The sequence below is a fragment of the Nonomuraea sp. MTCD27 genome (genome assembly GCF_041950495.1).
Lineage (GTDB): Bacteria > Actinomycetota > Actinomycetes > Streptosporangiales > Streptosporangiaceae > Nonomuraea.
Genome location: NZ_JBGNUW010000008.1, coordinates 94,733 through 118,735 on the forward strand (window position 1 = coordinate 94,733; position 24,003 = coordinate 118,735).

A 24,003-nucleotide genomic window follows, 5' to 3' on the forward strand; every position below is an offset into this window, starting at 1 on the left:
CTCCGCCGACGTACATCGATAAGGAGACTGTTCTTGTTCACAAAACGACGAACAGCAGTTGCTCTGGCCACCGTTCTGGGCCTCACGATCTGGGGGACGGCGACGGCGTCGGCTGATCGCACGACGCCGGGAGGTCCCTGGGTCCAGGACGCGCAGCAGGTCTCTCTCCAGCGCCTCCACACCTACGACGAGCTCACCGCCGCACTGCGACGCCTGGAGCAGGGCTCCAAGGGCGCGGTCGACGTGGAGTCGATCGGGAGGACGAACGAGGGCCGCGACATCTGGACCGCGACGGTCGGCACCGGGCCGACCAAGGTGCTCTACATCACGCAGCAGCACGGCAACGAGCCGCTGGGCACGGAGGCGGCGCTGCAACTCCTCCAGCGGATCAGCGCGTCACAGGCCAAGTGGGCCGCCGACGTGCTCGACGACGTGACGCTGCGGATCGTCGTACGCGCGAACCCCGACGGCACCGAACGTTTCCAGCGGCAGAACGTCGACCCGGACTGCTCCGGCCCCTTCTGCCTGTCCGGAGTGGGATTCGACATCAACCGCTACCACGACCCCGCGATGTCGCCCGAGGCCAACCCGGTGCCGGAGTCGGCCGCGATCCAGCGGATGGTGCGCTCGTGGCAGCCGGACATCACCGTGGACTACCACCACCAGGGCAGCTACCGCCAGCCTGACGGGTCCCTGGCCACCGCCTCCATCCTGTGGCCCACCAACCCCGGCGTGGCGCCGCAGGTCCTCGCCGACAGCAAGCGCGTCGCCGGTCTCGTCTACACCTCGCTGCAGCAGTACGGTTTCGCCGACGTCAGCCTCTACCCCGGCGACTCCCTCCCGGGCATCGCGCGCAACTCCTTCGGCCTGCAGGGCAGCGCGAGCCTGCTGGTCGAGCTGCGCGGCGGCCTCGGCCAGAAGTCCGGCGGCTACCTGATCCGTACCGCCTACGCCTCCATGGCCGCGCTGCTCCAGGCCGCCGCGGACGGCAGTCTCGCCGCGATCGACCCGGCGGTGGCCGACACCATTCCGGAGCGCGGCGAGCCGATCGACCAGGACGACGAGGAGTGAAGAAGACCATGACGAGGAAGAACCGAACCGCGTACGGTGCCGTGGCGCCGAGGCTGGCCGGCGTGGGCCTGGCCGTGGCGGCCCTGGTGGGCGCGTCCCTGCCGCTGGCGTCGCCCGCCGTCGCCCAGCCCGCGAACGCGCACTGCGGCACCTCCACCGGGGACACCGGCGCATCCGCGTGGACCAGCCACGCCGAGCTGCGCGAAGAGCTCCAGCGGCTGGAGTCGCAGCGCTCCGACGTCCTGGACGTGACGCAGATCGGCACGTCCAACCGCGGGCGTGAGATCTGGGCGGCGCGGACCGGCACCGGCCCCAAGGTCGTGCTGATCACCAGCGAGATCCACGGCAACGAGAAGACCGGCACCGACGCCGTGCTCTCCCTGCTGCGCGACATGACGGCCGGCACGCCGGCGGCCGAGCGCCTGCGCTCGCTGGTCACGCTGGTCGCCGTGCCCAAGATGAACCCGGACGGCGCGGAGCTCGACCGGCGGGGCAACGACCGTACCTGGGCCGAGGTCGTCGCGGACTTCCCGCAACTGGCGGGGGCGCAGCCGGCGTGGAACTACTACAACCAGCCGCGTACGGGAGACGACTACGCGACGCGGCCCGGCTTCGACGTCAACCGCGACTACCACCCGGACCTGAACTACGTGCCCCGGGCCGCGGACTTCCCCGGTTCCTCCTCCGAGCCGGGCTGGTACATCCATCCGGAGTCCAGGGCGGTCAGGGACCTGTACAAGTCGCTGAAGGCGGAGTTCGGCGCCGTCGACACCTACCTCGACCTGCACCACCAGGGCCCCTGCGACCTCGACGAGAGCGGAGAGGACCAGGTGACCATGTCGCTGTCGGGCAAGTTCGTCGACGTGGAGAACCACCAGGAGTACAACCAGGGCTACCGGCTCGACTACTCCAAGCGGCTCACCCTGGCGGCGTACGACGCACTGTCGCTCCGCGGGCAGTCGCCGTTCGGATCGTTGACCCTCTACCCGCAGGACATCGACCTGCCCGGCACCGGGCTCGGCTCGTTCGCGCTCAACGGCTCGGGCACCGTGCTGTTCGAGGTGCGCGGGCAGACCCAGACCTGGGGGGCCAAGCAGCGCGGGCAACTGGTGCAGACCGTCGCCAACGGACTCGACGCCATCATCGAGGCCCTGGGCACCGGTGCGGTGAACCAGATCGACCCCGCCCGGTACGACGACATCCCGGAGACCCAGGACTGATCAGGCCGACGGGAACCTGTCGCCCCTCCCCCGCTCGTTCGCCGTCCATTCGTTTCCGTCGGCGCTGAGCAACGTCCGCGTGTGCCGAACTCTCACGCGGACGTTGCCGCCGATCGGGGGAAGTTCGGTGGCGAGCAGGTCGCCGGGGTGCAGGCAGGTCAGCGGGCCGCTGGAGGTGTCGACGTCGACGCGGGTGGCGATGCCGAGTGCGACGGTCCGGCGCAGCGTTCCGGTCACCGGCCGTACGTCATCGCCTTGGTCAGCGGGGCCATCGGACGCCTCGAGGATGAGGTGGGTGTGCTCGGGCCGTGCCACGAGGGTGTGCGTCCGGCCGGTGAGAGCCGGGGGGAGGATGTTGGTGTAACCGAGCAGCCGGGCCGTGCCGGCGTCACTGGGGTGGTCCAGCACCTCGGCGGTCGGGCCGTGCTGGCGGATCCGGCCGCCGATCAGCAGCGCGGTGTCCTCGGCCAGGGCGAGGGCCTCCTGCCGATCGTGGGTGACCAGGATCGTGGCGGTGGGCTGTCCGGTCAGCGCGGCGCGCAGGTCGGCGATCAGGTCGGCGCGGGTGGTGCCGTCCAACCCGCTGAACGGCTCATCGAGCAGCAGCACCCGAGGCCCGACCGCGAGCGCGCGGGTGATGCTGACCCGCTGAGCCTCGCCGATCGACAGGGTACGGGTGTCCCGGCCGGCGAACGGGCCCAGGCCGAGCGCCTCGATCCACGGCCAGGCGCGCATGCGGGCCTCGCGGCGGCTCATACCGCGGAACCGCAGTCCGCTGATCACGTTGGCGGCCACCGTGCCGCGGCGCAGGATCGGCCGTTGCAGCACGGCCGCGATGGCGTGGCGCATCAGTGGGCGCGTCGCGGGACGACCATCGAGCAGGATCTGTCCGGTGACACGGTGGCTGCTGAGCAGGCCGAGCGCGCGCAGCAGGGTGGACTTGCCGGCTCCGTTGGGACCCAGCACGGCCAGCGTGCGTCCCGAGGCGACATCCAGCTCCGGCACGCTGAGCAGCTCGCGGTCGCCGGCGCGCACGCGCAGGTCTCGGCACCCGATCCCGGTGCTCGGGCCGCTCACCGCGGCGCCGTCCGTTGCTGCTGAATCAGCGTCAGCGACAGGTTCACGCCGAACGCGATCGTCAGCAGGATCATGCCGAACGCGATTGCCAGCGAGAACTGGCCCCGGCTCGTGGCCAGCACCGCAGCGGTGGTCAGCACCCGGGTCTGTCCGGCCAGGTTGCCCCCCACCATCTGCGCGGCCCCGACCTCGCTCACCACCGCGCCGAAGGCGGCCATCGCCCCGGCCAGCAGCGGCAACCTGGCCTCGCCCAGCAGCGCCGCGAACGCACGGATCGGATTCGCTCCCAGAGCCTGCATCTGAACGCGGAAGTCGGGATCGACCTGTTGCAGTGCGGCCGCGACCAGTGCGATCACGATCGGGGTGGCGATCGCGGCCTGGGCGATGATCATCGCGGTGGGTGTGTAGAGCAGCCCGAGCCCGCCCAGCGGCCCGCTGCGCCACAGCAGCACGGTGACGAACAGCCCGACCACCACCGGCGGCATGCCCATCCCGGTATTGGCCGCCGCCAGCAGCAGCCGCCGGCCCGGAAAGCGGGCCAGCGCCACGATCGCACCCAGCGGCAAGCCCAGCAGCAGGGCGATCGCGGTCGCGGTCAACGAGACGCGCAGGGTCAGCGCGATGATCGACCAGCTGTCCTCGTCCCCGGAGAGCAGCAGCTCGATCGCGTCCACCAACCCGTCGAACAGCACATCCATCGAACGACCTCCCCGGCTGCGCTCACTGGCCCAGCGTCGCTTCGTCCTTGCCGGCGTCCGGGGTGAACAGCGGGCGGCCGAACTTCGCCCGCCCGAACTCGCCGATGAGCCGCTGCGCGGGCGGGGCGACGATCCAGTCGGCGAACGCCTTCGCGCCGTCGGGCCGCACGCGGTTGCCCGCCCTCTCGGTCATCTCGATGACGTGGTAGACGTTCAGCAGGTCCGGGTCGCCCTCGCTGAGGACCTCCAGCTCCAAGGTGCCGCGCTGGGTGAGATAGGTGGCCCGGTCGGACACGGTGTAGGCGGCCTTCTCGCCGGCGACCCGCAGCGTCGCGCCCATGCCCTGCCCGGTGGACTGGTACCAGGAACCGCCTGGAGTCACTCCGGCCCGGGACCAGAGGTCCTTCTCCCTGGAATGCGTACCCGACTCGTCGCCCCGGGAGACGAACACCGCCCGCGCGGTGGCGATCTTCTTCATCGCGTTCGTACTGCTCGTGCCCCGTACTTCGGCCGGGTCGGCCTTCGGGCCGAGCAGCACGAAGTCGTTGTGCATCACCAGCCGCCGGGTGCCGGCGCTGCCCTCGGCGACGAACTTCTCCTCCGCTGCGGGGGAATGCACCAGCAACACGTCGGCCTCCCCGCGACGGCCCAGCTCGATGGCCTGCCCGCTGCCGACCGCCACGGTCTTGACCTGCCAGCCGCTGTCGCGGGTGAACACCGGCAACAGCTCGTCGAGCAGCCCGCTGTCCTGGGTGCTGGTCGTGGTGGCCAGGATCAGCGACTTCTCCGCCGGCCCGCTGGAGGAGGGGGCGGTCCCGCACCCGGCCAGTAAGGCTGCCGCCATCCACGCGAACCCGATCAGGACCTGTCTGCGCATGACTGTGACCCTATCTGTGCTACATCAGAGTAGTGCAAGGGTAAATTGTGCAACGTGACCCGATATCGGGAAATTTGCATCGATCTCGCCCAGCGGATCAGCGCGGGGACCCTCCACCCTGGCGACGAGCTGCCGGGGGTCCGCGACATCGCCCAGCAGTGGGACACCACCGCCTCCACCGTCAGCCGGGCGCAGCGCCGGCTGGCCGACGTCGGAGTGCTCGAGCTGGCCGAGCGTCGCCGTGCCCGCGTAGCCCCCGGCGCCACGCTCGCCGCCCGGCGCTTCCTGCACGGGGATTTGGTCTTCACCCTCGCCGGCAGCGACGACCCCGCTCTCGATCTCCTCGCCGGCGCGCTTCACGGCAAGCTGAAGATCGCCACCCGCGAGGGCAGCGTCACCGGCCTCGCCGCGGTACGCCAGGGTCGCGCCGACGGCGCGGCGATCCATCTGCTGCACCACACCGGCGTCTACAACGCGCCTTTCGCGCTCGGCATGCTGCGCGGCCTGGACCCGCACCTGATCCACCTCTGGCGACGCGAGCAGGGGCTGATCGTGCTGCCGGGCAACCCCCACCGCATCACCGGCATAGCCGATGTGGCAAAGCGGCGGGTCTCCACCCGGCGCCCGGGCACCGGGACCCGAATCCTGCTGGACCGGCTGCTCCTCGCCGCCGGCCACGACCCGGACAGCCTCCGGGGACCGCAGGTCGGGACCCACCTCGAGGTCGCCCTGGCCGTTGCCACCGGCACCGTCGACGTCGGCCTCGGAATCCGCGCGGCCGCTGCCGAGCTGGACCTCGAGTTCATTCCCCTGACCTGGGAGGACTTCGACATCGGGCTGGTCGGGACCGCCCTCGACCCGGCCGCTCATCTCATCGCCGCCCTACAGACGCCGGCCCTGCGCGACCGGATCTCCGCACTCGGCGGCTACGACACCGCCAGATCCGGCGACGTCACGAAACTCCCCGACTCGGGTGCCCGGTGAGTTTGGCGGCCACGGCGTCGAGGACCCAGTCCAGGCCGGTCGCGAAGGACGTCTCGGCGTCCACCTCCGTGCCGTCGTGCACGAACTTGGCCAGCGCCGGGAAGCGGCCCGTGGCCAGCATCCTGCTCACATGCGGGCCGGAGGCGCGCTGCCAGTCGCGCTTGGACAGGCCCGTGGCGCGCTCGGCCCGCAGGTTCGCGATCTCGCGCCTGATCGCGCCGGTCAAGTAGGCGCTGACGGTCTCCACGGCGCGCATGACGGTGTCGAGGTCGGCGAGGCCGTCGAGGGCGGCCAGCTTGGCCTCGGTCACGGCGAGGGCGTTCGGGCCCAGGGCTGGACGGCCGCCGAGCAGGTCGGCCAGCCATTCGTGACGGAGGGTGGCCTGCCTGGTGCGGTGGGCGTGGCTGCGCAGCGCCTCCCGCCAGTCGGCGGGCTCCTCCTCGGGGAGGATCTCGGCGTGGACCTCGTCCACCATGAGGTCGAACAGCTCCTCCTTGGTGGAGATGTACCCGTACAGCCGCATCGGGCCGGCGTCCAGCCGGGCGGCGACCTTGCGCAACGACACCGCCTCCAGCCCGCCTTCGTCGGCCAGGGCGATGGCGGCGGCGACGATCCGCTCCCGGTCGAGCGGGGCGGGGCGAGTCGGCGGCTCTGGCCGGTCCCACACAGTCATGCGTACATCGTACTGTTGCGATACGCCATCTCAGCGAAATACAGTGTATCGACATGAGACACCGTATCGCCGTGGTTGGAGGCGGCCCCGCCGGCCTCACCTTCGCCCGCGTCCTGCACCGCCACGATCACCCCGTCACCGTCCTCGAACGCGATCCCGCCCCCGACGCCCGTCCCCCGGGCGGCACGCTGGACCTGCACGTAAAGCTGGGCCAGCTCGCGCTGGACAAGGCGGGGCTGCTGGCGGAGTTCCAGGCGCTGTCCCGTCCCGAGGGGCAGGCCATGCGCATCCTGGACACGGACGGGACCGTCCTGCGCGACTGGCAACCCCGTCCGGACGACCGGGCCAATCCCGAGATCGACCGCGGGCAACTCCGTGACCTGCTGCTCGGCCCCCTGGACGTTCAGTGGGGGCGGGGCGTGACGGAGGTGGTGCCGGGGACCCGGGACGGCGTGCTGGTCCGGTTCGCGGACGGGCGGCAGGAGACGTTCGACCTCGTGGTCGGCGCGGACGGCGCCTGGTCCCGGGTCCGCCCGGCAGTCTCGTCCGCGACGCCGCACTACACCGGCGTCACCCTGGTCGAGACCTCCCTGGACGACGTCGACACCCGCCACCCCGACCTCGCCCGGCTGATCGGCGACGGTTCCGTGGCCGTGTACGGCGTGAACCGCGCCCTCGTCGCCCAGCGCAACAGCGGCGGCCACGTCAAGGTGTACGCCCAGTTCCGCGCGCCGCTGGACGGGCACACGAACCTGGACCGGCGCGCGGGCCTCGACGTGGCCGATGTCGAGACCGATGTCGAGGCCGATGTCGAGACCGTGCGGTCAAGGCTGCTGGCCCTGTTCGACGGCTGGGCCGCTCCCGTCCTCGACCTCCTCCGCCACGGCACCGCCTTCGTCCACCGCCCTCTCCACGTCCTGCCCGTGTCCCACACCTGGACCCACGTTCCCGGGGTGACGCTACTGGGCGACGCCGCCCACCTGATGCCCCCATTGGGGGCGGGCGCGAACCTCGCGATGCTGGAAGGCGCCGAACTCGCCGAGTCCGTCGCCGCCGCCCGCGGTCCTGAGGATCTGGACGAGGCCGTCCGCGCCTTCGAGGAACAGATGTGGGCACGGGCCGGCAGATGGGCGAAGATCACGACAGCCGGGCTGGAACGCCTCGTGAGCCCGGACCCCACCGAAGCCATCGCCCTCTTCGACGAAGTCCAGCCATCCTGACTGCCGAACCCGAGAGAACCAGCGACCACGGGACAGCACCGCACCGCCACGGGTTCCTTCCGGCGATCCACCGCCCGCCCTGTTCCCACCACCGCCCCCAAGCCGCGCTATCGCCGCGCTAACCGCCCGCCAACGCCCGTCCCGATAATCGCCACGACCGTCAGTAAGTAGGGGATACGAGGAGGCAGGATGAAAGTGCTCATCGACAAGGCTCTGGCGCTGGTACTTCCTGAGGTGAGGGCGTCGGCGGTGTGCGGATACCAGTACAAGTGCTTCTCGAGCGGCTGGCACAGGAGGCTGTGCTGCTCGTCTTCCGGCGACAACTGCTCGCCCTGGCAGTTGCTCGGCCCCAGCTGCCCGTCCTAGCGAGAAGACCCGCCACGCACCGCACCGTCAGAAAGGGAAGCCATCGCCGCGCTGTCGAACCCGGACGCGCCGTTGGTCCGGTCTGACGGTTGTTCATCGCGGACGGGCCGGGCTCCGCGGGGGCCCGGCCCGTCGATGCCGCTGTGGTGAAGGGGAATCGCCGGCGGCGCGTACCAGTTGCCCGTACGTCCTTGATGACCTTCAAGCGGCCTCGTCGGGGGCCGCGCCCGCCAGTCGGCCGGCGGGCCGGGCGTTGCGCAGGCCGAAGGCGGAGACGGCCGCCCCCAGCAGCACCATGATCACCGGGACGACGAGCGCGGTGCGGTAGGCGTCCAGCACCGCGCCCGGTGAGCCATCGGCGCCGGCCGCGGCGAACCCGTACACCGCGGTCACCGCGGAGATCCCGACCGCCGAGCCGAACTGGGTGAAGGTGTACAGCAGGCCGCCGGCCAGGCCCTGCTCCTCCTCCGCCACGCTGTCGGTGGCCGCGATCGTCAGCGGACCGTAGGCGAGGGCGAAGGCGGTGCCCGCGATGATCAGGGTCGGGAACATCGCCGCGTACGACCAGTCCATCCCCACCGGCAGGAAGAGCCCGTAGGCCGCGATCGCCAGCAGGAAGCCGCCGAAGATCACCCGGGCGCGGCCGTACCGGTTCACCAGGCGGGGGGTGAGGATGGGAGCCAGCACGGCGTCGCAGCCCATGACGATCAGCGCGATCGCGGTCTGCAGCGACGACCAGCCGCGCAGCTCCTGCAGGTAGAGCGTCACGATGAACTGGAAACCGAAGAACGCACCCAGGAACAGCAGCGCGGCGACGTTGGCCCGGACCAGCGCGGCCTTGCGGAAGATCCCCAGGCGGACGAGCGGCGCCTTGGCGCGCCGTTCGATCACGATGAATGCCGCCACCAGCGCCAGCCCGGCGGCGAGCGCGCCGAGGGTCAGCCCGAGCCCTTCGCCGCCGTGCTCGAGCCGGACGATGCCGTAGGCGAGCAGCAGCATCGCGGCGGCGGCGCTGGCCGCGCCGGCCAGGTCGTAGCCGCGACGCGCGGGCTCAGGGCGGGCCTCGGCGGGCAGCAGCCTGAGCGCCGCGAGCAGGATGGCGCCGGCCAGGAACACCGGGGCGAAGAACACCCAGCGCCAGCCGAGTTCGGTCAGCAGGCCACCGATGACCAGGCCCAATGAGAAGCCGCCGGCGCCGACACCGGCGAAGATCAGCAGGGCCTTGTCGCGCTGCGGCCCCTCCGGGTACGAGGTCGTGATGATCGACATGGCGGCGGGGGTCATGAAGGCCGCCGCCACTCCGGTGACGAACCGCGCCACGACCAGCATCCAGCCGTCGGCCGCGAAGCCGCCCAGCATGGAGAAGACCAGGAAGACGCCCAGCCAGGTGAGGAACATGCGTCGCCTGCCCAGCAGATCGGCGGCGCGCCCGCCGAGCAGGGTGAAACCGGCGTATCCGAGCACGTAGCCGCTCATCACCCACGCCGCGGTGCCGGTGGTGAGGCCGAGGTCGGCGCGGATGGTGGGGATGGCGACGGCCAGCATGGCGACGGCCAGCATGGCGACGTCGCTGCCCTCGAGGAAGATCGTGCCGCACAGGACGAGCAGCAGGGCCCAGGATCGTCCGCTCCCGCGGGCCGTGGGGGTGGTGGACACGGATTCGCTCCTCACTCGTCGAGCCGCTTGGTCACATCCGGTTCATCAGCAGGACGGCCAGATCGCCGATCGGGCCTCGGCCGGGAGCCGCCTGTGGGTCGGTCACTTCAGCGTGGCCGTTCATGAGGTCCGCCCTGCGGGGGTGGTGAGGGCGCACGAGGCTCTGGTGAAGGGGGTGAACAGTTCGACAGTGCCGTCCTCGGTCGTCAGCACGGTGCCGCCGACGGCGACCTGGCCGTAGCGGGTCTGGAGGGCGAAGGTCATGCCAGCACGATGACGGAGTCGTGGCCGCTCGGCGGCTCCTGGCCGCCGGCACTCAAGCTGAGCGGGTTGAGCCCCACGAGGTACGGCTCCCCGCCGGGACCGCCCAGGTGCGCGGCGACCGCGGCGGCGGCCTGGCCGACGGTGTTGGCGGGCCGTACGGCGCGCAGCCCGGCCGCGTAACCCGGCCTTGGCCCGATCGAGCGCCTCGGCCACAGTGCCGGGCACCTCGCCGGGTAGGAGCGGCATGCGCCCTCTGACCTCGAGGAAGCCGTATGTGCAGCTGATCTCGACCAACACGACGCCGCCACGGGAGATCGGCCCGCCGCCGGCGCGGAGAGCGAGCGCGGCGAAGCCGGGGCCGACGGCCGGAGTGGAGGGGCAGAAGCCGGCGCTGATGCGTACGGAAGGTGTGGATGGGAGACGCCGACACTGATGCGGACGGCCGGTGTGGAGCAGCCCGAGCCCCCGCGACCACAGGCTGTGGGGCAGGAGCGGACCCCGGTGGATCGGCGGGTACGGTTCCAGGCCGAGCACGCCGACGGCCGACCGGTGCAGCCGGTGTTCCCAGAGCACCTCGGCGATGCCGTACGCGTGCCGGGACGGCCGGGTGGGCGCCCACGGGCTGCTGGACGGACCGTCGGTCAGCGCCACCGGCCTGCCGTCGCGGGGGAAGACGACGATCGCGTCCGAGGGGCCCCCGGTGAAGTAGGTGTTCTCGTACAGCAAGAGCGCCTCGACGCCTTCGGCATCCATCAGCGCCCGGCCCAGTGCCCAGCGACGGCTGCGCTCGTTCTGCGAGTACATCCCGAGGTTCATGGTCCGAGGCTAGGAACCACCGGGCCCCGGCCGCATCGGACAGATGTCCGGTCTTCCCGATTGCCTGCCGGACGGACACTGATCTAGATTTCCGGTCATGCTTCATGGGCGCGGGAAGGAGCAGGCCGAGCTCGATCGGCTGCTCGACAAGGCCCGCGCCGGCTCCAGCGGGGCACTGCTCATTTCCGGGGAGCCGGGGATCGGCAAGTCGGCGCTGGTCGACTACGCCGCGGATCGCGCGCCGCCACTGCCGGTGCTGCGGGTCAGCGGCGTCGCGAGCGAGGCCGAGCTGCCTTACGCGGCACTGCAGTTATTGCTCGGCCCGGTCCTGGGGGAGATCGAGGCGCTGCCCGAGCCGCAGGCCGACGCGCTGCGAGCCGCGCTGGGCCTGGCCGCGGCGCCGCCGTCCGGGGTGGACCGCTTCCTCGTCGGCCTGGCCGCCCTCACCCTCCTCGCCGAACGGGCGCCGCTGGTGTGCCTCATCGACGACACCCAGTGGCTGGACCGGGCTTCGGCCGACGCCCTGCGTTTCGTGGCGCGCCGGCTGCGGGGCGAGGGCGTCGCCCTGGTCTTCGCCGCCCGGCCGGGGTTCGAGGCCCCGGGGGTGCCGGTGCTGTGCCCTGCCGACCTCGACCGCGCCGCGGCGGCCCGGCTGCTGGACGAGCACGCGCCCGGCCTGAGTGCCGGGGCACGGGAGCGGGTGCTGGCCGAGGCGGCGGGTAACCCGCTCGCGCTGCGCGAGCTGCCCGCGTACACCACCGACCCGCTGGCGACGGCCAGGCTGCCGCTGCCGCTGCCGCACTGCATCCAGCAGGCATACGAGCAGCGCATCCGCGAGCTGCCCGCGCCCACCCAGACCCTGCTGGCCCTCGCCGCGGCCGAGGAGTCCGGCGACCTGACGGTGATCTTCGCAGCCGCGGCGGCCCTCGGCCTGCCGGTCGCCGCCCTCGACTCGGCCGATGCGGCCGGGCTGGTCACCGTCTCCGCACCGACGTGGTCGTTCCGGCACCCGCTCATCCGGGCCGCCGCCTACCAGAACGCCACCTACAGCCAGCGGCTGGATCTCCACCGCGCTCTCGCCGACGTACTGACCGGCGAGCTGGACGCCGACCTGCGGGCCTGGCACCTCGCCGCGGCCGCGACCGGACCGGACGCCCAGGTGGCCGAAGCGCTGGAGCGGGCCGCTGACCGCGCCCGCGAGCGCACGGGCTTCAGCGCCGCCGCCTCCGCGCTGACCAGGGCCGCACAGCTCACCCCGGACGTCGCCGAGCGGGGCCGGCGGCTGGTGCTCGCCGCCGAGACGGCCGAGCTGGCCGGGCGGACGGAACACGCGCTCGCCCTGGCCGACGAGGCCGAACGCCTCACCCCGGAGCTCCGGCCCGCCGCCCTGAGGGCGCGGATCGCCTTCGAAAGCGGTTCGCTGCGTACGGCCTGCGACATCCTGATCGACGCGGCCGGGAAGAACGACACGGAAACCGCCGCCGCGATGCTGTCCGACGCCGTCCGCGCGGCGTTCTACGCGGGCGAACCCGGCTGGGCCGAGCAGGCCCGTACCCGGCTCGACAAGCTGCCGCTCCCCCGCGACGCCCTGGCCCGGCTGATGGCCGCCGGCGTCACCCTGCTCCTCACCGGAGCGGTGGAGGAAGCGCTGCCGAGCTGCCGCGCGTACGTGGCCCGGGTCCGGCGAGCCCCGGACGCCCCGGCCATGATGCGCAGCAACGCCGCCTCGCTGGCCATCCTGGTCGGGGACTTCCACGCCTCCCGCACGCTGTCGATGTCGCTCACCGAGGAGTGCCGCGCCCGCGGCATGATCGGCTGGATGCCGCTGGCCCTGGCGACGCTGTCGGTCGCCGAGCTCTACCGCGGGCGTTTCCGGGACAGCGCGCTCGCCGCGGCCGAGGGGCTGCGCGTCGCCGAGGACACCGGGCAGCTCCACCGCCTGGCGCACCAGCAGGGCGTGCTGGCCTGGCTGGCGGCGGTGGAGGGCGACGAGGAACGCTGCCGCGCCCTGGCCGAGCAGAACCTCACCCACTTCGCCACCGAGCACGTCGCCACCAGCAGGGCCTGGGGCGTGTGGGCCCTGGCCATGCTCGACCTGGGCCACGGACGTTTCGAGGCCGCCCTCGACCGGCTCGACCGGGCCGCTCAGGGGCCGGTCGGACGCCAGATCCACGCCGTGTACTTCGCGCCCGACCAGATCGAGGCCGCCGTACGGCTCGGCCGGCCGGAAGCGGCGGCGGTGCCGTACGAGCGATTCCGCCGCTGGGCGGAGGCGGCCGGCCTGGCCTGGGCGCGTGCCGTACTGCACCGCTGTGAGGCCCTGCTGGCCGCGGACCCGGACGCCGAGGAGCACTTCGTCGCCGCCCTGGACCGTACGGACCGCCCCTTCGAGCAAGCCCGCACCGAACTCCTCTACGGCGAATGGCTGCGCCGCAACCGGCGCCGCACCGACGCGCGCGCCCACCTCCGTGCGGCCCAGGAGACCTTCCGCGGCATCGGCGCCGCTCAGTGGGCCGACCGCGCCGCGGCCGAACTGCGCGCCACGGGCGAGACGCTCAGCCGCCACGACACCGACGACCTGGCCGCCCGGCTCACCGCCCAGGAGCTCCAGGTCGTCCGGCTGGCCTCGACCGGAGCGACGAACAAGCAGATCGCCGCCCAGCTCTTCCTCAGCCCCAAGACGGTCAGCCACCACCTCTACCGGGCCTTTCCCAAGCTGGGCGTCACCGTGCGCACCGAGCTCGCCCGTATCGACCTGGGCTGAGTTCAGCCGTCGGACGATGGCCGCGTGAGGTGGCCATCGCTTCGGGCGATCGAGTCCATCGGGAACAATCGCTTTTCACGATGGCGTCTGGCTCCTAGCGTGGTCGGCATGACAGCGACCCACCGTCGCACCGACAAAGGCCATACCTCGCGCCTGGGATGGCTGGTCCTCGCGGTCGCCGTCGTCGTGCGCTGTTCCGACGATCAAGGGAGAGTCCGATGAGCACATTCGTGTTGATCCACGGCGGAGGAGACGTCGGATGGTCGTGGCACCTGGTGGCGGCCGAGCTACGAGCGCGTGGGCACGACGTGCTGGCCCCCGACCTTCCGGGTGACGACGAGTCGAAGACGCTGGCGGACTACGCCGACGCCGTGGTCGAGGCCGTCGGTGACAAGCGGGACCTGGTCGTCGTGGGCCACTCCTTCGGTGCGTTCACCGCCCCCTTGGTCGCCGATCGCCTGCCCGTCGACGTGCTGGTCCTCCTGGCCGGCATGATCCCGTCGCCGGGTGAGTCGCCGGATGAGTGGTGGGCCAACACCGGCTACCAGAGCGCGATGGAGGAGCAGGCCAGGCGCGATGGCGGTTTGACCGGCCACGCGGACCCATTCGTGAGCTTCTACCACGATGTGCCCCGGGAGCTGGCCGAGGAGGCGCTGGGCAAGGAGCGCGACCATCCGTCCAGTGCCGCCTCGGCCAGTCCATGGCCGTTGGATGCGTGGCCGGACGTGCCGACGAGGTTCGTGCTCTGCACCGAGGACCGCTTCTTCCCGCCCGGCTTCTTCCGCCGGCTGGTGCCCGAGCGCTTGGGCATCGTCCCCGACGAGATCGCGGGCGGCCACTGCGTCGCACTCAGCCGCCCCGGAGAGGTGGCGGACCTGTTGGCGGGCTACGCGGCCGCCGCGTCCGCCACGAGGATCGAGCAGTGAACCGTTCCTCGCCGTTGCCCTCCCACCCAGCGCGGGTCCGACGCTCCCCGGCCGGTGGCCGGCGGACCTCACATCGGATGGACCTGATGCGAGGCTGCTCCCCAAGGGTCGGTCGAAGCGGTGTCGAGAGGATCCGGTGACGGTGATGTCCAACAGGCTGGAGTCACATGGCCAGGTCGCGGCGGCGGAGCCCGTACAGGCCCGCGGCCGTGAACCCGGCGGCCACGAGCGTGAGCCCGAGCAGCGTGCCCGCGGCCGGCGCTGCCCCGACCCAGCCCCCTGACGCGGCCGGCAGTCCCCAAAGGACCCGGCCAGGGGTAGCCCGGCGCTGACGCAGACCACGGTGATCAGCACGGCCAGGACGACATTCGCGGCCAGCACGACGGTGAGGGCGGCGGGGCGTGCCGCGCCACGGCGGACGACCCGACGAGCTCGCGCCTGCCAACACCCGCGGACGACATCGAGGTGCTCTGGCAGGCCGGAGACGTTCGGCGCACGACGGTGCAACTGGTCTCCATACAGGCCCCAACAGCCCGACATCCTGCCTAGATCGGCCGCTTCGAGACCGGCTTGCACACGATTGCCCCGGAACCGTCCCCGCCTGCGGCGCAAGGTTGTCGAACCTTGAGGGGAATCTGCCTTCGCCCCCATCTGGCTCCCGAATGCGCACATTTAACCTGGTCGCACAAGGGGGAGCGCGTTGAAGGCATGTCGTGAGTGGTCGGTGCGGACCCGGCTGAGCCTGCTGTCGGCCATCGTGATGACCCTCCTGTGCGCGGGCATCGCCGCGTTGATCATCAAGATCGTGCACGACGACCGCACGCTGGAAACCAATCGCCGTAATCATCATGCGATCACGCACGCCGCCCGCCTCCTGACCCGTGGCCAGGTGCCCACGGCAAGCACGGGTTACCCGATCTCCGCCTTCCAGGTGATCGACCCCACCGGCCGGATCGTGTCGGCCAGCGCGAACCTACGGGGACGGCCACCGATGGCCCCATTCGTCCCGAGCCCCCTCGTGGGCGGGATGGAAACCCTGTGCCACATGCCCGACCTCCCGGGCACCTGCATGATCGTCTCCGCTCAGCGTGTCCCACGGCCAGACGGCGACTGGAGCATCTTCGTAGCCGCGCCCGCCCACCCGTGGTACGTCACCGAACGGCTCCTGACCGGCGTGGTGGCGGTCTTCGTGCTGCTGATCGCGATCACGACCATCGGCGCGTGGCGGATCGTCGCCAGATCACTCAAGCCGGTCGATACCATCCGGACCCAGCTGTCCAAGATCACCTCCACGGATCTGGGGCACCGCGTTCCGGTGCCCGGGCCGCGAGATGAGATCCATGACCTGGCCTGCACGGTGAACCAGACCCTGACGCTGCTGGAGGCCGCGTTCCAGCGGGAACGCCGCTTCACCTCCGACGCCTCACACGACTTGCGCAGCCCCATCACCGCGATGCGCACGCAGCTGGAAGAGGCGCTCCTCCACCCTGCCGACGCCGACTGGCCCGCCACAACCGCCGCCATGCTGAACAGCCTGCACCGCCTGCAGGCCATCGTCACCGATCTGCTGACCCTCTCCCGCCTGGACGCCGGCGCGCTCGGTCCCGCCGCGCCGGTGGACCTGAGGGATCTGGTGTCCTGCGAACTGGACCACCGCCACCCCCATGAGGTGGTCATAGCTCGCGACCTCCAGTCGGCCCTGGTCCACGGCGACCGCCTGCAGCTCGTCCGCCTGCTCACCAACCTGGTCGACAACGCCGAACGGCACGCCGCTTCCACCGTGACCATCTCACTGAGCGCCGAAGCGGGACAGGCCGTGCTGGCGGTGAGTGACGACGGCTCCGGCATCCCCGCGGATCAGCGGGAGCGGATATTCGAGCGCTTCGCCCGCCTGGACGACGCCCGCGACAAGGACGCCGGCGGCACCGGGCTCGGCCTTCCGATCGCCCGGCAGATCGCCGAACGCCACGGCGGAACGCTCACCGTCGAAGAGTCCGAGCAGGGCGCTCGTTTCGTCGCCCGCATCCCGCTGTACTCCGCACGCCGGCCACATCCCTCACACGATCAGCCCACCGGGTAGCGAGCCAGGTTCTCCCCACTACCCGGATGCGTGCGCAACTGCGGGAGTTTCCGCTGCGCAGGCACCAGTTCGACGGGACGAGGGTGAGCGCGAGCGCCTGGCGGCCGCGCCTGCAGTCGGTCGGACACGCTGTCGCCGAGACGGCCACGGACGCCGGCCTGCAGTGCGAGACCCTGGATGAGCGGGATCGAGTCAAGCTGGGAGCGGATACGACGTCATGGCAGCGGCGAGCGGTCGCCGGCGGCCGGGTCGGCTCGCGACCGGGGATCGCCTTACGGAACACCATCGAACCTCCCGCGCGAGATGCGACTGTCACCCGCGGGGGACGGCGTCCTGCTCCCAAGCTGTCTCAACCCTCAGAGCGGCTGTGAGCTAGATCACGGTTGAGGTTGACCTTGGGTCAGGGTGCAAGCTCGGCGCAGCGCAGCGCAGCGGCGCGACGCCGACCCGGACATGACAACTTCGAAGGGCAAACCACCATGACGATCACCCTTTCCGATCAGGACAAGAGCACCCTGCGGATTGCCGCGTACGGCGCCGTGTCGCTGATGGCCGCCGCCGGTGCCGCCGGCAAGCCTCACAAGATCGCCACCAACGGCAGCATCGCGCTGGGCTCGGCCACCGGCCTGATCGGGCATGTGCTCGCCGACTACCCTGACGGCAAGGACCTGACCGGCACGTCCGTGGCCGAGATGGCCGACCGCGTGCTGCCGGCCCTGACCGCGGCCATGAACCTCCTGAAGCAGCAGGATCCGGCCGAGGCCGACAACTTCCGCGGCACCGTCCTCGTCGCTGTCGAGACCGCCCAGATGCACCAGAGCCGGCCGAGCCCGGCCACCGCCGCGATGGCCCGCAAGATCACCGCCGCCCTCGACGCCGCCGGGGCGGCCGCTGCCGGGCAGGACCGGCCGGAGCTGCAGAAGGTGATCGAGGAGATCGTCGAGTCCGGTTTCCTCGGGGTGTCGCTGCGCGTGCACGACGAGCGGGGCGAGTGGGCCGGCAGCGCCGGGACGGCCGAGCTGGGCGGGACCGCCAAGCCGCCGGTCAACGGCCATGCCCGGATCGGCAGCAACACCAAGACCTTCACCGCGACCCTGGTGCTGCAACTGGTGGCCGAGGGCAAGATCGAGCTGGACACCCCGGCGGCCGACTACCTGCCCGAGTTCGGGCTGGACGAGCGGATCACGGTGCGGATGCTGCTGCAGCACACCAGCGGGCTGTTCAACTTCACCGGCGAGGTCTACGACGACGGGTCGATCGTGCACGGGATCCCCGTGCCCTACGGCACCACGGGCAAGGAGTGGGTGGACAACCGGTTCCACACCTACCGGCCCGAGGAGCTGGTACGTCTGGCGCTGTCCAAGCCGGCCCGATTCGAGCCGGGGACCGGCTGGAGCTACTCCAACACCAACTACGTGCTGGCCCGGCTGCTGATCGAGAAGGTCACCGGCCGCTCGCTGGCCGAGGAGATGCAGCGGCGGATCCTGGGACCGCTCGGGCTGTCGGGCACGGTGGTGCCCGACGCCTCGCCGGAGATTCCCGAGCCACACACCCACATCTACTACCGGTACGAGGACGCCGGCGAGCAGAAGACGATCGACATCACCCGCCACAACCCCTCCTGGGTCTCAACCGGCGGGGACATGATCTCGACCAGCCAGGACCTCCACACGTTCATCTCCGCGCTGCTGGGCGGCAAGCTCCTGCCGGCCGAGTTGCTGGCCGAGATGTGCACCCCGCGCGCCACGGGCATCCCGAACTTCGAGTACGGGCTGGGAGTGATCGTCCAGAAAACGGACTGCGGCGGCACCGTCATCACCCACAGCGGCGGCACTGTCGGCTCCACGACGCTGATGTACATCACACCCGACGGCGGCAAAACCATGACCGCCGTACTGAACTGGGTGGCCGACGCCGACATGTCCATAGCGACAGCGCTCCGGAACGCCCAGCAAAGGCTCGTCAACGAGGTGTTCTGCGGCGAGAAGGCCGATCCGGCTCAGCCGGCGGACTGAACCCCCGTTACCCGTACGCCTCGAGAGGCGACCCCTTCCGGTCGTGCATCAGGTAGAACGCGAACTGGGACCACATGCTCGGCTATGGTCTGGCTAGTCGCCGAGCTCGAGGACAAGGCAGGATTGCGCCGATGAACGGAGTCACGATCGGGCAGGCGGCGGCGTTCGTCGGCGTCACGGTGAAGACGGTGCGCCACTACCACAAGCTCGGCCTGGTGAAGGAGCCGGAACGCGACAGCTCCGGCTACCGGCGCTACGGCTCGGCCGAGCTGTTGCGGCTGGTGCAGGTCCGGACGCTGGCCGCCGCCGGGGTGCCGCTGGCCGAAGTCGGGCCCCTGCTCGACGCCGACGCCGCGCTGTTCGCCGCCGCGCTCACCGACGTCGAGCGGCAGCTCACCGAGCGGATCGAGGAGCTGATCGCGCGCCGTGACATGCTGCACCGGCTCGCCGACGGAGACCGGGCCCTGCTGGGCGACCGCGCCGTGTCGCTGCTGGAGCGGATGGCCGGCCTCGGATTCCCCGCGGAGGAGGTGGCGGCCACCAGGGAGGGCTGGGTGCTGGCCAGGGCCCTGGTCCCGGAGGGCTTCGACGACTTCCTCGCCCATGTCGAGCACGCCCTCGACGACCCCCGCTTCGTCGCGTTGAGCAAGCGCGCAGTCGAAGCCACGACATGGGAGCCGGACGACCCGCGCCTGGCCGAACTCGCCACTGCCGTTGCCGACCACTTCCTCGCCAACCCCGCACATCTGAAGATCGTGACCGGCCTGCAAGCCCGCACCGACGCCGCGGCCCGGTACGACCTGATCGCCCACCACGGCGAAGAGCAGGGATCGGCCACGGCCCGGGGGGTCGCACTCGTCGAGGCCAAGCTCCGCGCCGCGGGCATCCACATCCCCAGACCAGACACCCACTGACCGCGCCGGTCCCCAGGCCGAAGAACCGGGGACCGGCCGAAGAACCGGGGACCGGCCGAAGAACCGGGGACCGGCCGGGATCTGCCGGCAGACAACCGCGGGAGCGGCTCGTCCCACGCTGGGTGCGTGCATCGCCTCAGCCATCCACGCGTCCTTCGAAGGAGCGGCCGTCGCGGGGAAGGAACGTTGCGGCCGGGGCCTCCTGATTTCTGATCGGGCCTGGGTGCTGCGGCGGCCCGCTGGGTGCGGACCGCCGGGTACGTTCACGCGTACGTGATCAGTCCCACTTCTGGCCCGCGGGCACCCGGAACGTGGTGTTGATGCGGTTGAAGAAGTTGGTGGTCGCGATCATCAGCACCAGGGCCCCGAGCTGCCGCTCGTCGAAGTGCTTCGCGGCCTCGGCGTAGATCTCGTCGGTCACCGAGCCCGGCCGGTCGGAGAGCCGGGTCGCGGCCTCGGTGAGCGCGAGCGCGGCACGCTCGGCGTCGTCGAAGATCGGGTTCTCGTACCAGGCGGCGAGGTTGAGCATCTTCTCCGCGCTCACCCCGGAGTTCGCGGCACTGGCGGTGCCGGCGTCCACGCAGGCGCTGCAGCCGTTGATCTGGCTCGCGCGCAGATGCACCAGCTCCAGCGTCTGCTGCGGCACGCCTCCGGCGTACATCGCCTTGAAGAGCTGCTGGACGGCGCCCGTGATGTCGGGCTGGGTCGAGGCGTCCTTGATACGCGTCATCTCTGCTCCCCGGGAGGGTCGTCGGATCGGTTGACGCCACTACGACGTGCCGCCGCCCGGGAAGGTAACGCGGGTGCCTGCGTTACCTTTGCGGCTCGCGATACGTCGAAGTGCCGGTACCGAGGAAAGACCATGAGGAGGATCGTGACCGTGACCGACGAGGAAGAGCTCGCCGCCGCGTTCGAGGCCCAGCGCTCCTATCTGCACGCGATCGCGTTCCGCCTGCTCGGCTCGCACGCGGACGCGGACGACGCCGTGCAGGAGGCGTGGCTGCGGCTCGTACGCAACGGCGCCGACGGGATCGGGGAGCTGCGCGGCTGGCTCACCACGGTGACGGTCCGGATCTGCCTGGACGCGCTGCGCAGGCACGGGGTACGGCGGGAGCAGCCGCTCGAACTGGAGGTCGGGATGCTCCCGCGGGAGGCGGTCTGGGGCTCCGGGACCGACCCCGAGGAGGAGGTCCTGCTAGCCGAGTCGGTCGGTCTCGCGCTGTACGTCGTCATGGACGCCCTGACCCCGGCGGAGCGGGTGGCGTTCGTGCTCCACGACGTGTTCGAGGTGCCGTTCGACGGGGTCGCGGCCATCCTCGGCCGGAGCACCGCGGCCACGAAGATGCTCGCCAGCCGGGCCCGGGGGCGGCTGCGGACCAGGGTGGCCGCCGCCGACGCCGCGGGCAGGGAGGTCGTGGACGCGTTCTTCGAGGCGGTCGGCAAGGGTGACGTCGCCCGGCTGCTCACCATGCTCGCGCCCGATGTGGAGCTGCGCGCCCAGACGCCCGGAGGGGCGGTCACCATTCGCGGAGCGCGCAACATCGCCGGTCAGGCGACGCTGTTCAGGAGCGCGGACGCGCGGATGCATCCGGCGCTGGTGGACGGCGCCCCTGGAGCCGTCATCACCTTCGGCGGGCGGCCGGCCACGGTCGTGGCCTTCACGATCGTGGACGGCCTCATCACGGTGATCGGCTCCATGACCGACCCGGCCCGGCTGGGCCAGATCGTGCCGGCGTGGGTGGAGTGAGGCGGGGCACCGAATCATGTACCGGCGAGCTCGATGCGACCCGCCATACGGTTGAGGAGCCCAGCGGGGTCTTGGCGTCGGCGTTCGCCAGGAGAGTTCGCCGGGCTCACCGTCAGGTGACATCACCCAACTGTCCCGTCAGCTGCTTCCGGCCTGCCGAGGGCCGCCAGCTCCGCTTTCACCTGCTCAAGCGATCTGGGCGTCCACGTTTTGTGCTTCTCCGCCAGCTCGATCGACCGGGTCAGATACTCGCGGGCTTCGCCGGTCGCACCCAGCCCGGCATATGCCCGGCCCAGCGCCAGGCGCATGTTCATCGTCCAGATGCTGCCCTGCTCCATGGTCTCGGCCAGAGCCGGCTCCGCCACCTCGATGGCCTCCTGCCAGCGCTGCGCGGCGAGCAGAGCGCCGGCCAGGCCCCCCAGGGCGAACAACCGTGAGTGCTGTGCCGCGGCGGAGACGACCGGCTGCTCGTCGATGCTCCGCAGCAAGCTGCGGTACTCCTCGATCGCCTCCTCCTGCCTGCCGAGACGGGCGAGCGCGATCGCCACTCCGCCGCTGGCCCAGTAGTAGGTCTGGTGGTAACCGGCGGCTTCGGCCAGCTCTCGCCCCCGGGTGTACGCCCACAGCGCCTGATCGACGTCGGGCAGGGCCCGCCAGGCCTCGGCCGCGTTGCACACCGCGTCGGCCTGCTCTCTGACGGCGCCGAGGCTTTCGGCGAGCCGGTAGACCTCCATCGCCCGCTCCGCACCCTCCCTCAACGCCGCCTCCCCGCGGCGTGAGTAGGCGGCGAGGAACGCCCAGACGTGGCGGTTCATGTGCCACAACTCCCGGCGGCGGTCGGACAGCCGGGCGGCGGCGGCACGCGTCAGCCCGAACACCTCCAGCCAGTCGCCCAACCAGTGCGGCGTGTAAGCCGCGAACCAGCGCATCGCCTCACCGAGTCCGGCCACCTGCTCGTGCCGGTCGGCTGCGGCCGCCATCCGCAGCCCGGCCAGCCAGGTGTCCCTTTCGACCTCCAGCCAGGCCCGCGCCTCCTCCTGCGTGGCGAGCGGAACCATGCTCTCGTAGCCGGGCGGTGGTGCTCCGTGGTCGGGTTCGAACCACCGCCCGGCCACGGTCGCGGTCTCCAGCAGCCAGTCGGCCATGCGCCGCTCGGCTGCCGCTCTGGCCTCGGCGGGTTCCTCCTCGCGCAGCCGGTGGCTCGCGTACAGCCGGATCAGGTCGTGGAAGCGATAGCGGTCGGCGCCTTCGTGCTGCAGCAGGCCCAGCTCGACCAGGTCATCGAGCTGGTCCTCGGCGGCGAACACCTCGCTCTGGGTGAGCACCGCGGCGATCGGCGCCGCGAAGTCCACCGCGGGGACCAGCGCCAGCCGCCGGAAGGTCGCCTTCGCCCGCGACGACAGCAACGCGTACGACAACGCGAACGCCGCCTCCACCCCCACATCGCCCACCGCCAGGTTCGCCAGCCGGCGATCCGCATCCGACAGCCGCTCCGCCAGGTGTCGCATCGTCCATCCGGGCCGGGACGCCAGCCGGGTGCCGGCGATCCGCAACGCCAGCGGCAGGTGTCCGCACAGCCCCGCCACCTGCGCCGTCTCCCCCGCCGCGCGATCGGCGGCGTCCCGCACGATGGCCTGCAACAGCTGCGCCGACTCCCGCGGCGAGAACGGCGCGAGCGCGATCCGCGTCACCCCCTCCAGCCCGCCCAGCGTGCGGCGGCTGGTCACGACCACCATCCCCGCGCCGGGGCCCGGCAGCAGGGGCCGTACCTGAGCCTCGTCGGCGGCGTTGTCCAGCACCAGCAGGCACCGCCGCTCCGCCATGAGCGCCCGCAACTGGCTGGCCCGCTCCTGCTCCTCCTCGGCGATCGCGCGCGGGTCCAGACCCAGCGCCCGCAGCAGCCGGTGCAGCGCCTCGGCCGCCGGCATCGGCTCGGCGTCGACGCCCCGCAGGTCCACGTAGAACTGCCCGTCCGGGAACACCTCCCGCAACAGTTCGGCCGCCCGCACCACGCACGCCGTCTTCCCCAGGCCCGCCTGGCCGTGCACCACCACGACCGGCGTGGGGCCGTCCGCGGGCGCCGCCCACCCTTGCTCGCACAGCAGCTCGAGCTCGGCCTCCCGGCCGACGAAGTCGCCGAGCCCGCGCGGCAGCTCGTACAGCCGCGGCCGCCCCGCCCGCTCCTCCCCCGGGCCGCTGGACCGCGGCCGGCCCGCCCTGGCGGCCTCGGCCAGCTCCGCCCGCTGCTCCTCATCGAGCCGCAACGCGTCGGCCAGCGCCTGCACCGTTCGCCGTTGCGGGCCGCGGCTGATGCCGCGTTCCATGTCTCCGATGGCTCGTACGCTCACGCCGGAGGCGTGGGAAAGCTCCTCGATCGTCAAGTGCGCGGCCTGCCGCAGGCTCCGCAGGAGCGGGCCGAACGAGTTGACCATCCATCCTCCTCGCTGCCTGCACCCGGCCACCGGGCGGCGTGATCCAAGGTACCGGCGTGCCCGGGACCGGCGGCCGGCGGGCCACGCCAGGGTGGAGCCGCCGGTTCGCCCCGTCCGGGGCCGACGGCGACCTGGCCGACGCGGTCGTTGTAGGCGCTCACGGCGGACAAGCGCTGCGGTGCACTGTACTGGCCGGGTTGCGG

General features: G+C 71.7%; 18 protein-coding genes. 10 read left to right on the forward strand and 8 right to left on the reverse strand.

The annotated features are described in order from the left end of the window. The first annotated feature begins 33 nt into the window (after window positions 1-33). Together ACBJ59_RS24245 and ACBJ59_RS24250 are read left to right on the forward strand one after the other, a co-directional pair. Window positions 34-1,071, forward strand: a complete 1,038-nt coding sequence (locus ACBJ59_RS24245; protein WP_375112523.1) for a M14 family zinc carboxypeptidase — start codon at window positions 34-36, stop codon at window positions 1,069-1,071. A gap of 8 nt (window positions 1,072-1,079) precedes the next feature. Then, window positions 1,080-2,291 (forward strand): M14 family zinc carboxypeptidase, encoded by a 1,212-nt coding sequence (locus tag ACBJ59_RS24250; protein WP_375112524.1) that lies wholly within the window; start codon window positions 1,080-1,082, stop codon window positions 2,289-2,291. On the opposite strand, the gene ACBJ59_RS24255 is transcribed toward ACBJ59_RS24250, so the two are convergent. Genes ACBJ59_RS24255 through ACBJ59_RS24265 form a run of 3 tightly spaced genes read right to left on the reverse strand, consistent with a single transcriptional unit; the run spans window position 2,292 to window position 4,943 of the window. Beyond that, the gene (locus tag ACBJ59_RS24255) at window positions 2,292-3,368 is read right to left on the reverse strand and encodes an ABC transporter ATP-binding protein (protein WP_375112525.1); all 1,077 of its coding nucleotides are present in this window, start codon (window positions 3,366-3,368) and stop codon (window positions 2,292-2,294) included. After that, complete coding sequence (locus tag ACBJ59_RS24260; RefSeq protein ID WP_375112526.1) at window positions 3,365-4,066, reverse strand: ABC transporter permease; 702 nt, start codon at window positions 4,064-4,066, stop codon at window positions 3,365-3,367. The genes ACBJ59_RS24255 and ACBJ59_RS24260 overlap by 4 nt, the downstream gene beginning before the upstream one ends. Before the next feature lie 22 nt (window positions 4,067-4,088). Continuing rightward, on the reverse strand, window positions 4,089-4,943 hold the full coding sequence (locus tag ACBJ59_RS24265) for a substrate-binding domain-containing protein (RefSeq protein ID WP_375112527.1): 855 nt from the start codon (window positions 4,941-4,943) through the stop codon (window positions 4,089-4,091). Between the two features lie 54 nt (window positions 4,944-4,997). Here ACBJ59_RS24265 and ACBJ59_RS24270 point away from each other — a divergent pair, with 54 nt between their 5' ends. Next, the gene (locus tag ACBJ59_RS24270; protein ID WP_375112528.1) at window positions 4,998-5,927 is read left to right on the forward strand and encodes a substrate-binding domain-containing protein; all 930 of its coding nucleotides are present in this window, start codon (window positions 4,998-5,000) and stop codon (window positions 5,925-5,927) included. On the opposite strand, the gene ACBJ59_RS24275 is transcribed toward ACBJ59_RS24270, so the two are convergent. Beyond that, entirely contained in the window at window positions 5,896-6,600 is a 705-nt protein-coding gene (locus ACBJ59_RS24275) for a TetR/AcrR family transcriptional regulator (protein WP_375112529.1), read from the reverse strand. The two genes, ACBJ59_RS24270 and ACBJ59_RS24275, sit on opposite strands and share 32 nt — an antisense overlap. Before the next feature lie 53 nt (window positions 6,601-6,653). Between ACBJ59_RS24275 and ACBJ59_RS24280 the strand changes: the two genes are divergently transcribed. Then, window positions 6,654-7,820 (forward strand): FAD-dependent monooxygenase, encoded by a 1,167-nt coding sequence (locus tag ACBJ59_RS24280; RefSeq protein WP_375112530.1) that lies wholly within the window; start codon window positions 6,654-6,656, stop codon window positions 7,818-7,820. 567 nt (window positions 7,821-8,387) lie between these two features. Here the strand turns inward: ACBJ59_RS24280 and ACBJ59_RS24285 are convergent. Continuing rightward, the gene (locus ACBJ59_RS24285; RefSeq protein ID WP_375112531.1) at window positions 8,388-9,842 is read right to left on the reverse strand and encodes an MFS transporter; all 1,455 of its coding nucleotides are present in this window, start codon (window positions 9,840-9,842) and stop codon (window positions 8,388-8,390) included. Window positions 9,843-9,962: 120 nt separating this feature from the next. Beyond that, complete coding sequence (locus ACBJ59_RS24290; protein ID WP_375112532.1) at window positions 9,963-10,922, reverse strand: hypothetical protein; 960 nt, start codon at window positions 10,920-10,922, stop codon at window positions 9,963-9,965. Window positions 10,923-11,019: 97 nt separating this feature from the next. Between ACBJ59_RS24290 and ACBJ59_RS24295 the strand changes: the two genes are divergently transcribed. The 5 genes from ACBJ59_RS24295 (at window position 11,020) to ACBJ59_RS24315 (ending at window position 19,621) form a co-directional block, all read left to right on the forward strand. Continuing rightward, window positions 11,020-13,686 (forward strand): AAA family ATPase, encoded by a 2,667-nt coding sequence (locus tag ACBJ59_RS24295; protein ID WP_375112533.1) that lies wholly within the window; start codon window positions 11,020-11,022, stop codon window positions 13,684-13,686. A gap of 218 nt (window positions 13,687-13,904) precedes the next feature. Beyond that, the gene (locus ACBJ59_RS24300; RefSeq protein WP_375112534.1) at window positions 13,905-14,612 is read left to right on the forward strand and encodes an alpha/beta fold hydrolase; all 708 of its coding nucleotides are present in this window, start codon (window positions 13,905-13,907) and stop codon (window positions 14,610-14,612) included. Window positions 14,613-15,312: 700 nt separating this feature from the next. Then, entirely contained in the window at window positions 15,313-16,692 is a 1,380-nt protein-coding gene (locus ACBJ59_RS24305; RefSeq protein ID WP_375112535.1) for a sensor histidine kinase, read from the forward strand. 479 nt (window positions 16,693-17,171) lie between these two features. Continuing rightward, the gene (locus ACBJ59_RS24310; RefSeq protein ID WP_375112536.1) at window positions 17,172-18,707 is read left to right on the forward strand and encodes a serine hydrolase domain-containing protein; all 1,536 of its coding nucleotides are present in this window, start codon (window positions 17,172-17,174) and stop codon (window positions 18,705-18,707) included. Window positions 18,708-18,838: 131 nt separating this feature from the next. After that, window positions 18,839-19,621, forward strand: a complete 783-nt coding sequence (locus ACBJ59_RS24315) for a MerR family transcriptional regulator (protein ID WP_375112537.1) — start codon at window positions 18,839-18,841, stop codon at window positions 19,619-19,621. 277 nt (window positions 19,622-19,898) lie between these two features. Here the strand turns inward: ACBJ59_RS24315 and ACBJ59_RS24320 are convergent, their stop codons facing one another. Continuing rightward, window positions 19,899-20,351 (reverse strand): carboxymuconolactone decarboxylase family protein, encoded by a 453-nt coding sequence (locus ACBJ59_RS24320; protein WP_375112538.1) that lies wholly within the window; start codon window positions 20,349-20,351, stop codon window positions 19,899-19,901. Window positions 20,352-20,483: 132 nt separating this feature from the next. Between ACBJ59_RS24320 and ACBJ59_RS24325 the strand changes: the two genes are divergently transcribed. Continuing rightward, window positions 20,484-21,368 carry a sigma-70 family RNA polymerase sigma factor gene (locus tag ACBJ59_RS24325; protein ID WP_375112539.1) on the forward strand — a complete coding sequence of 295 codons (885 nt, stop codon included), beginning with the start codon at window positions 20,484-20,486 and terminating at the stop codon, window positions 21,366-21,368. A 122-nt stretch (window positions 21,369-21,490) separates the two neighbouring features. Here the strand turns inward: ACBJ59_RS24325 and ACBJ59_RS24330 are convergent, their stop codons facing one another. Next, window positions 21,491-23,800 (reverse strand): helix-turn-helix domain-containing protein, encoded by a 2,310-nt coding sequence (locus ACBJ59_RS24330; protein WP_375112540.1) that lies wholly within the window; start codon window positions 23,798-23,800, stop codon window positions 21,491-21,493. Window positions 23,801-24,003: the final 203 nt, after the last annotated feature.

Coding starts and splice junctions, on each gene's coding strand:
- ACBJ59_RS24250 (WP_375112524.1), top strand. CDS start 1,080: ATGACGAGGAAGAACCGAACCGCGTACGGTGCCGTGGCGCCGAGGCTG.
- ACBJ59_RS24260 (WP_375112526.1), bottom strand. CDS start 4,066: ATGGATGTGCTGTTCGACGGGTTGGTGGACGCGATCGAGCTGCTGCTC.
- ACBJ59_RS24265 (WP_375112527.1), bottom strand. CDS start 4,943: ATGCGCAGACAGGTCCTGATCGGGTTCGCGTGGATGGCGGCAGCCTTA.
- ACBJ59_RS24275 (WP_375112529.1), bottom strand. CDS start 6,600: ATGACTGTGTGGGACCGGCCAGAGCCGCCGACTCGCCCCGCCCCGCTC.
- ACBJ59_RS24280 (WP_375112530.1), top strand. CDS start 6,654: ATGAGACACCGTATCGCCGTGGTTGGAGGCGGCCCCGCCGGCCTCACC.
- ACBJ59_RS24290 (WP_375112532.1), bottom strand. CDS start 10,922: ATGAACCTCGGGATGTACTCGCAGAACGAGCGCAGCCGTCGCTGGGCA.
- ACBJ59_RS24295 (WP_375112533.1), top strand. CDS start 11,020: ATGCTTCATGGGCGCGGGAAGGAGCAGGCCGAGCTCGATCGGCTGCTC.
- ACBJ59_RS24300 (WP_375112534.1), top strand. CDS start 13,905: ATGAGCACATTCGTGTTGATCCACGGCGGAGGAGACGTCGGATGGTCG.
- ACBJ59_RS24310 (WP_375112536.1), top strand. CDS start 17,172: ATGACGATCACCCTTTCCGATCAGGACAAGAGCACCCTGCGGATTGCC.
- ACBJ59_RS24315 (WP_375112537.1), top strand. CDS start 18,839: ATGAACGGAGTCACGATCGGGCAGGCGGCGGCGTTCGTCGGCGTCACG.
- ACBJ59_RS24320 (WP_375112538.1), bottom strand. CDS start 20,351: ATGACGCGTATCAAGGACGCCTCGACCCAGCCCGACATCACGGGCGCC.
- ACBJ59_RS24325 (WP_375112539.1), top strand. CDS start 20,484: ATGAGGAGGATCGTGACCGTGACCGACGAGGAAGAGCTCGCCGCCGCG.
- ACBJ59_RS24330 (WP_375112540.1), bottom strand. CDS start 23,800: ATGGTCAACTCGTTCGGCCCGCTCCTGCGGAGCCTGCGGCAGGCCGCG.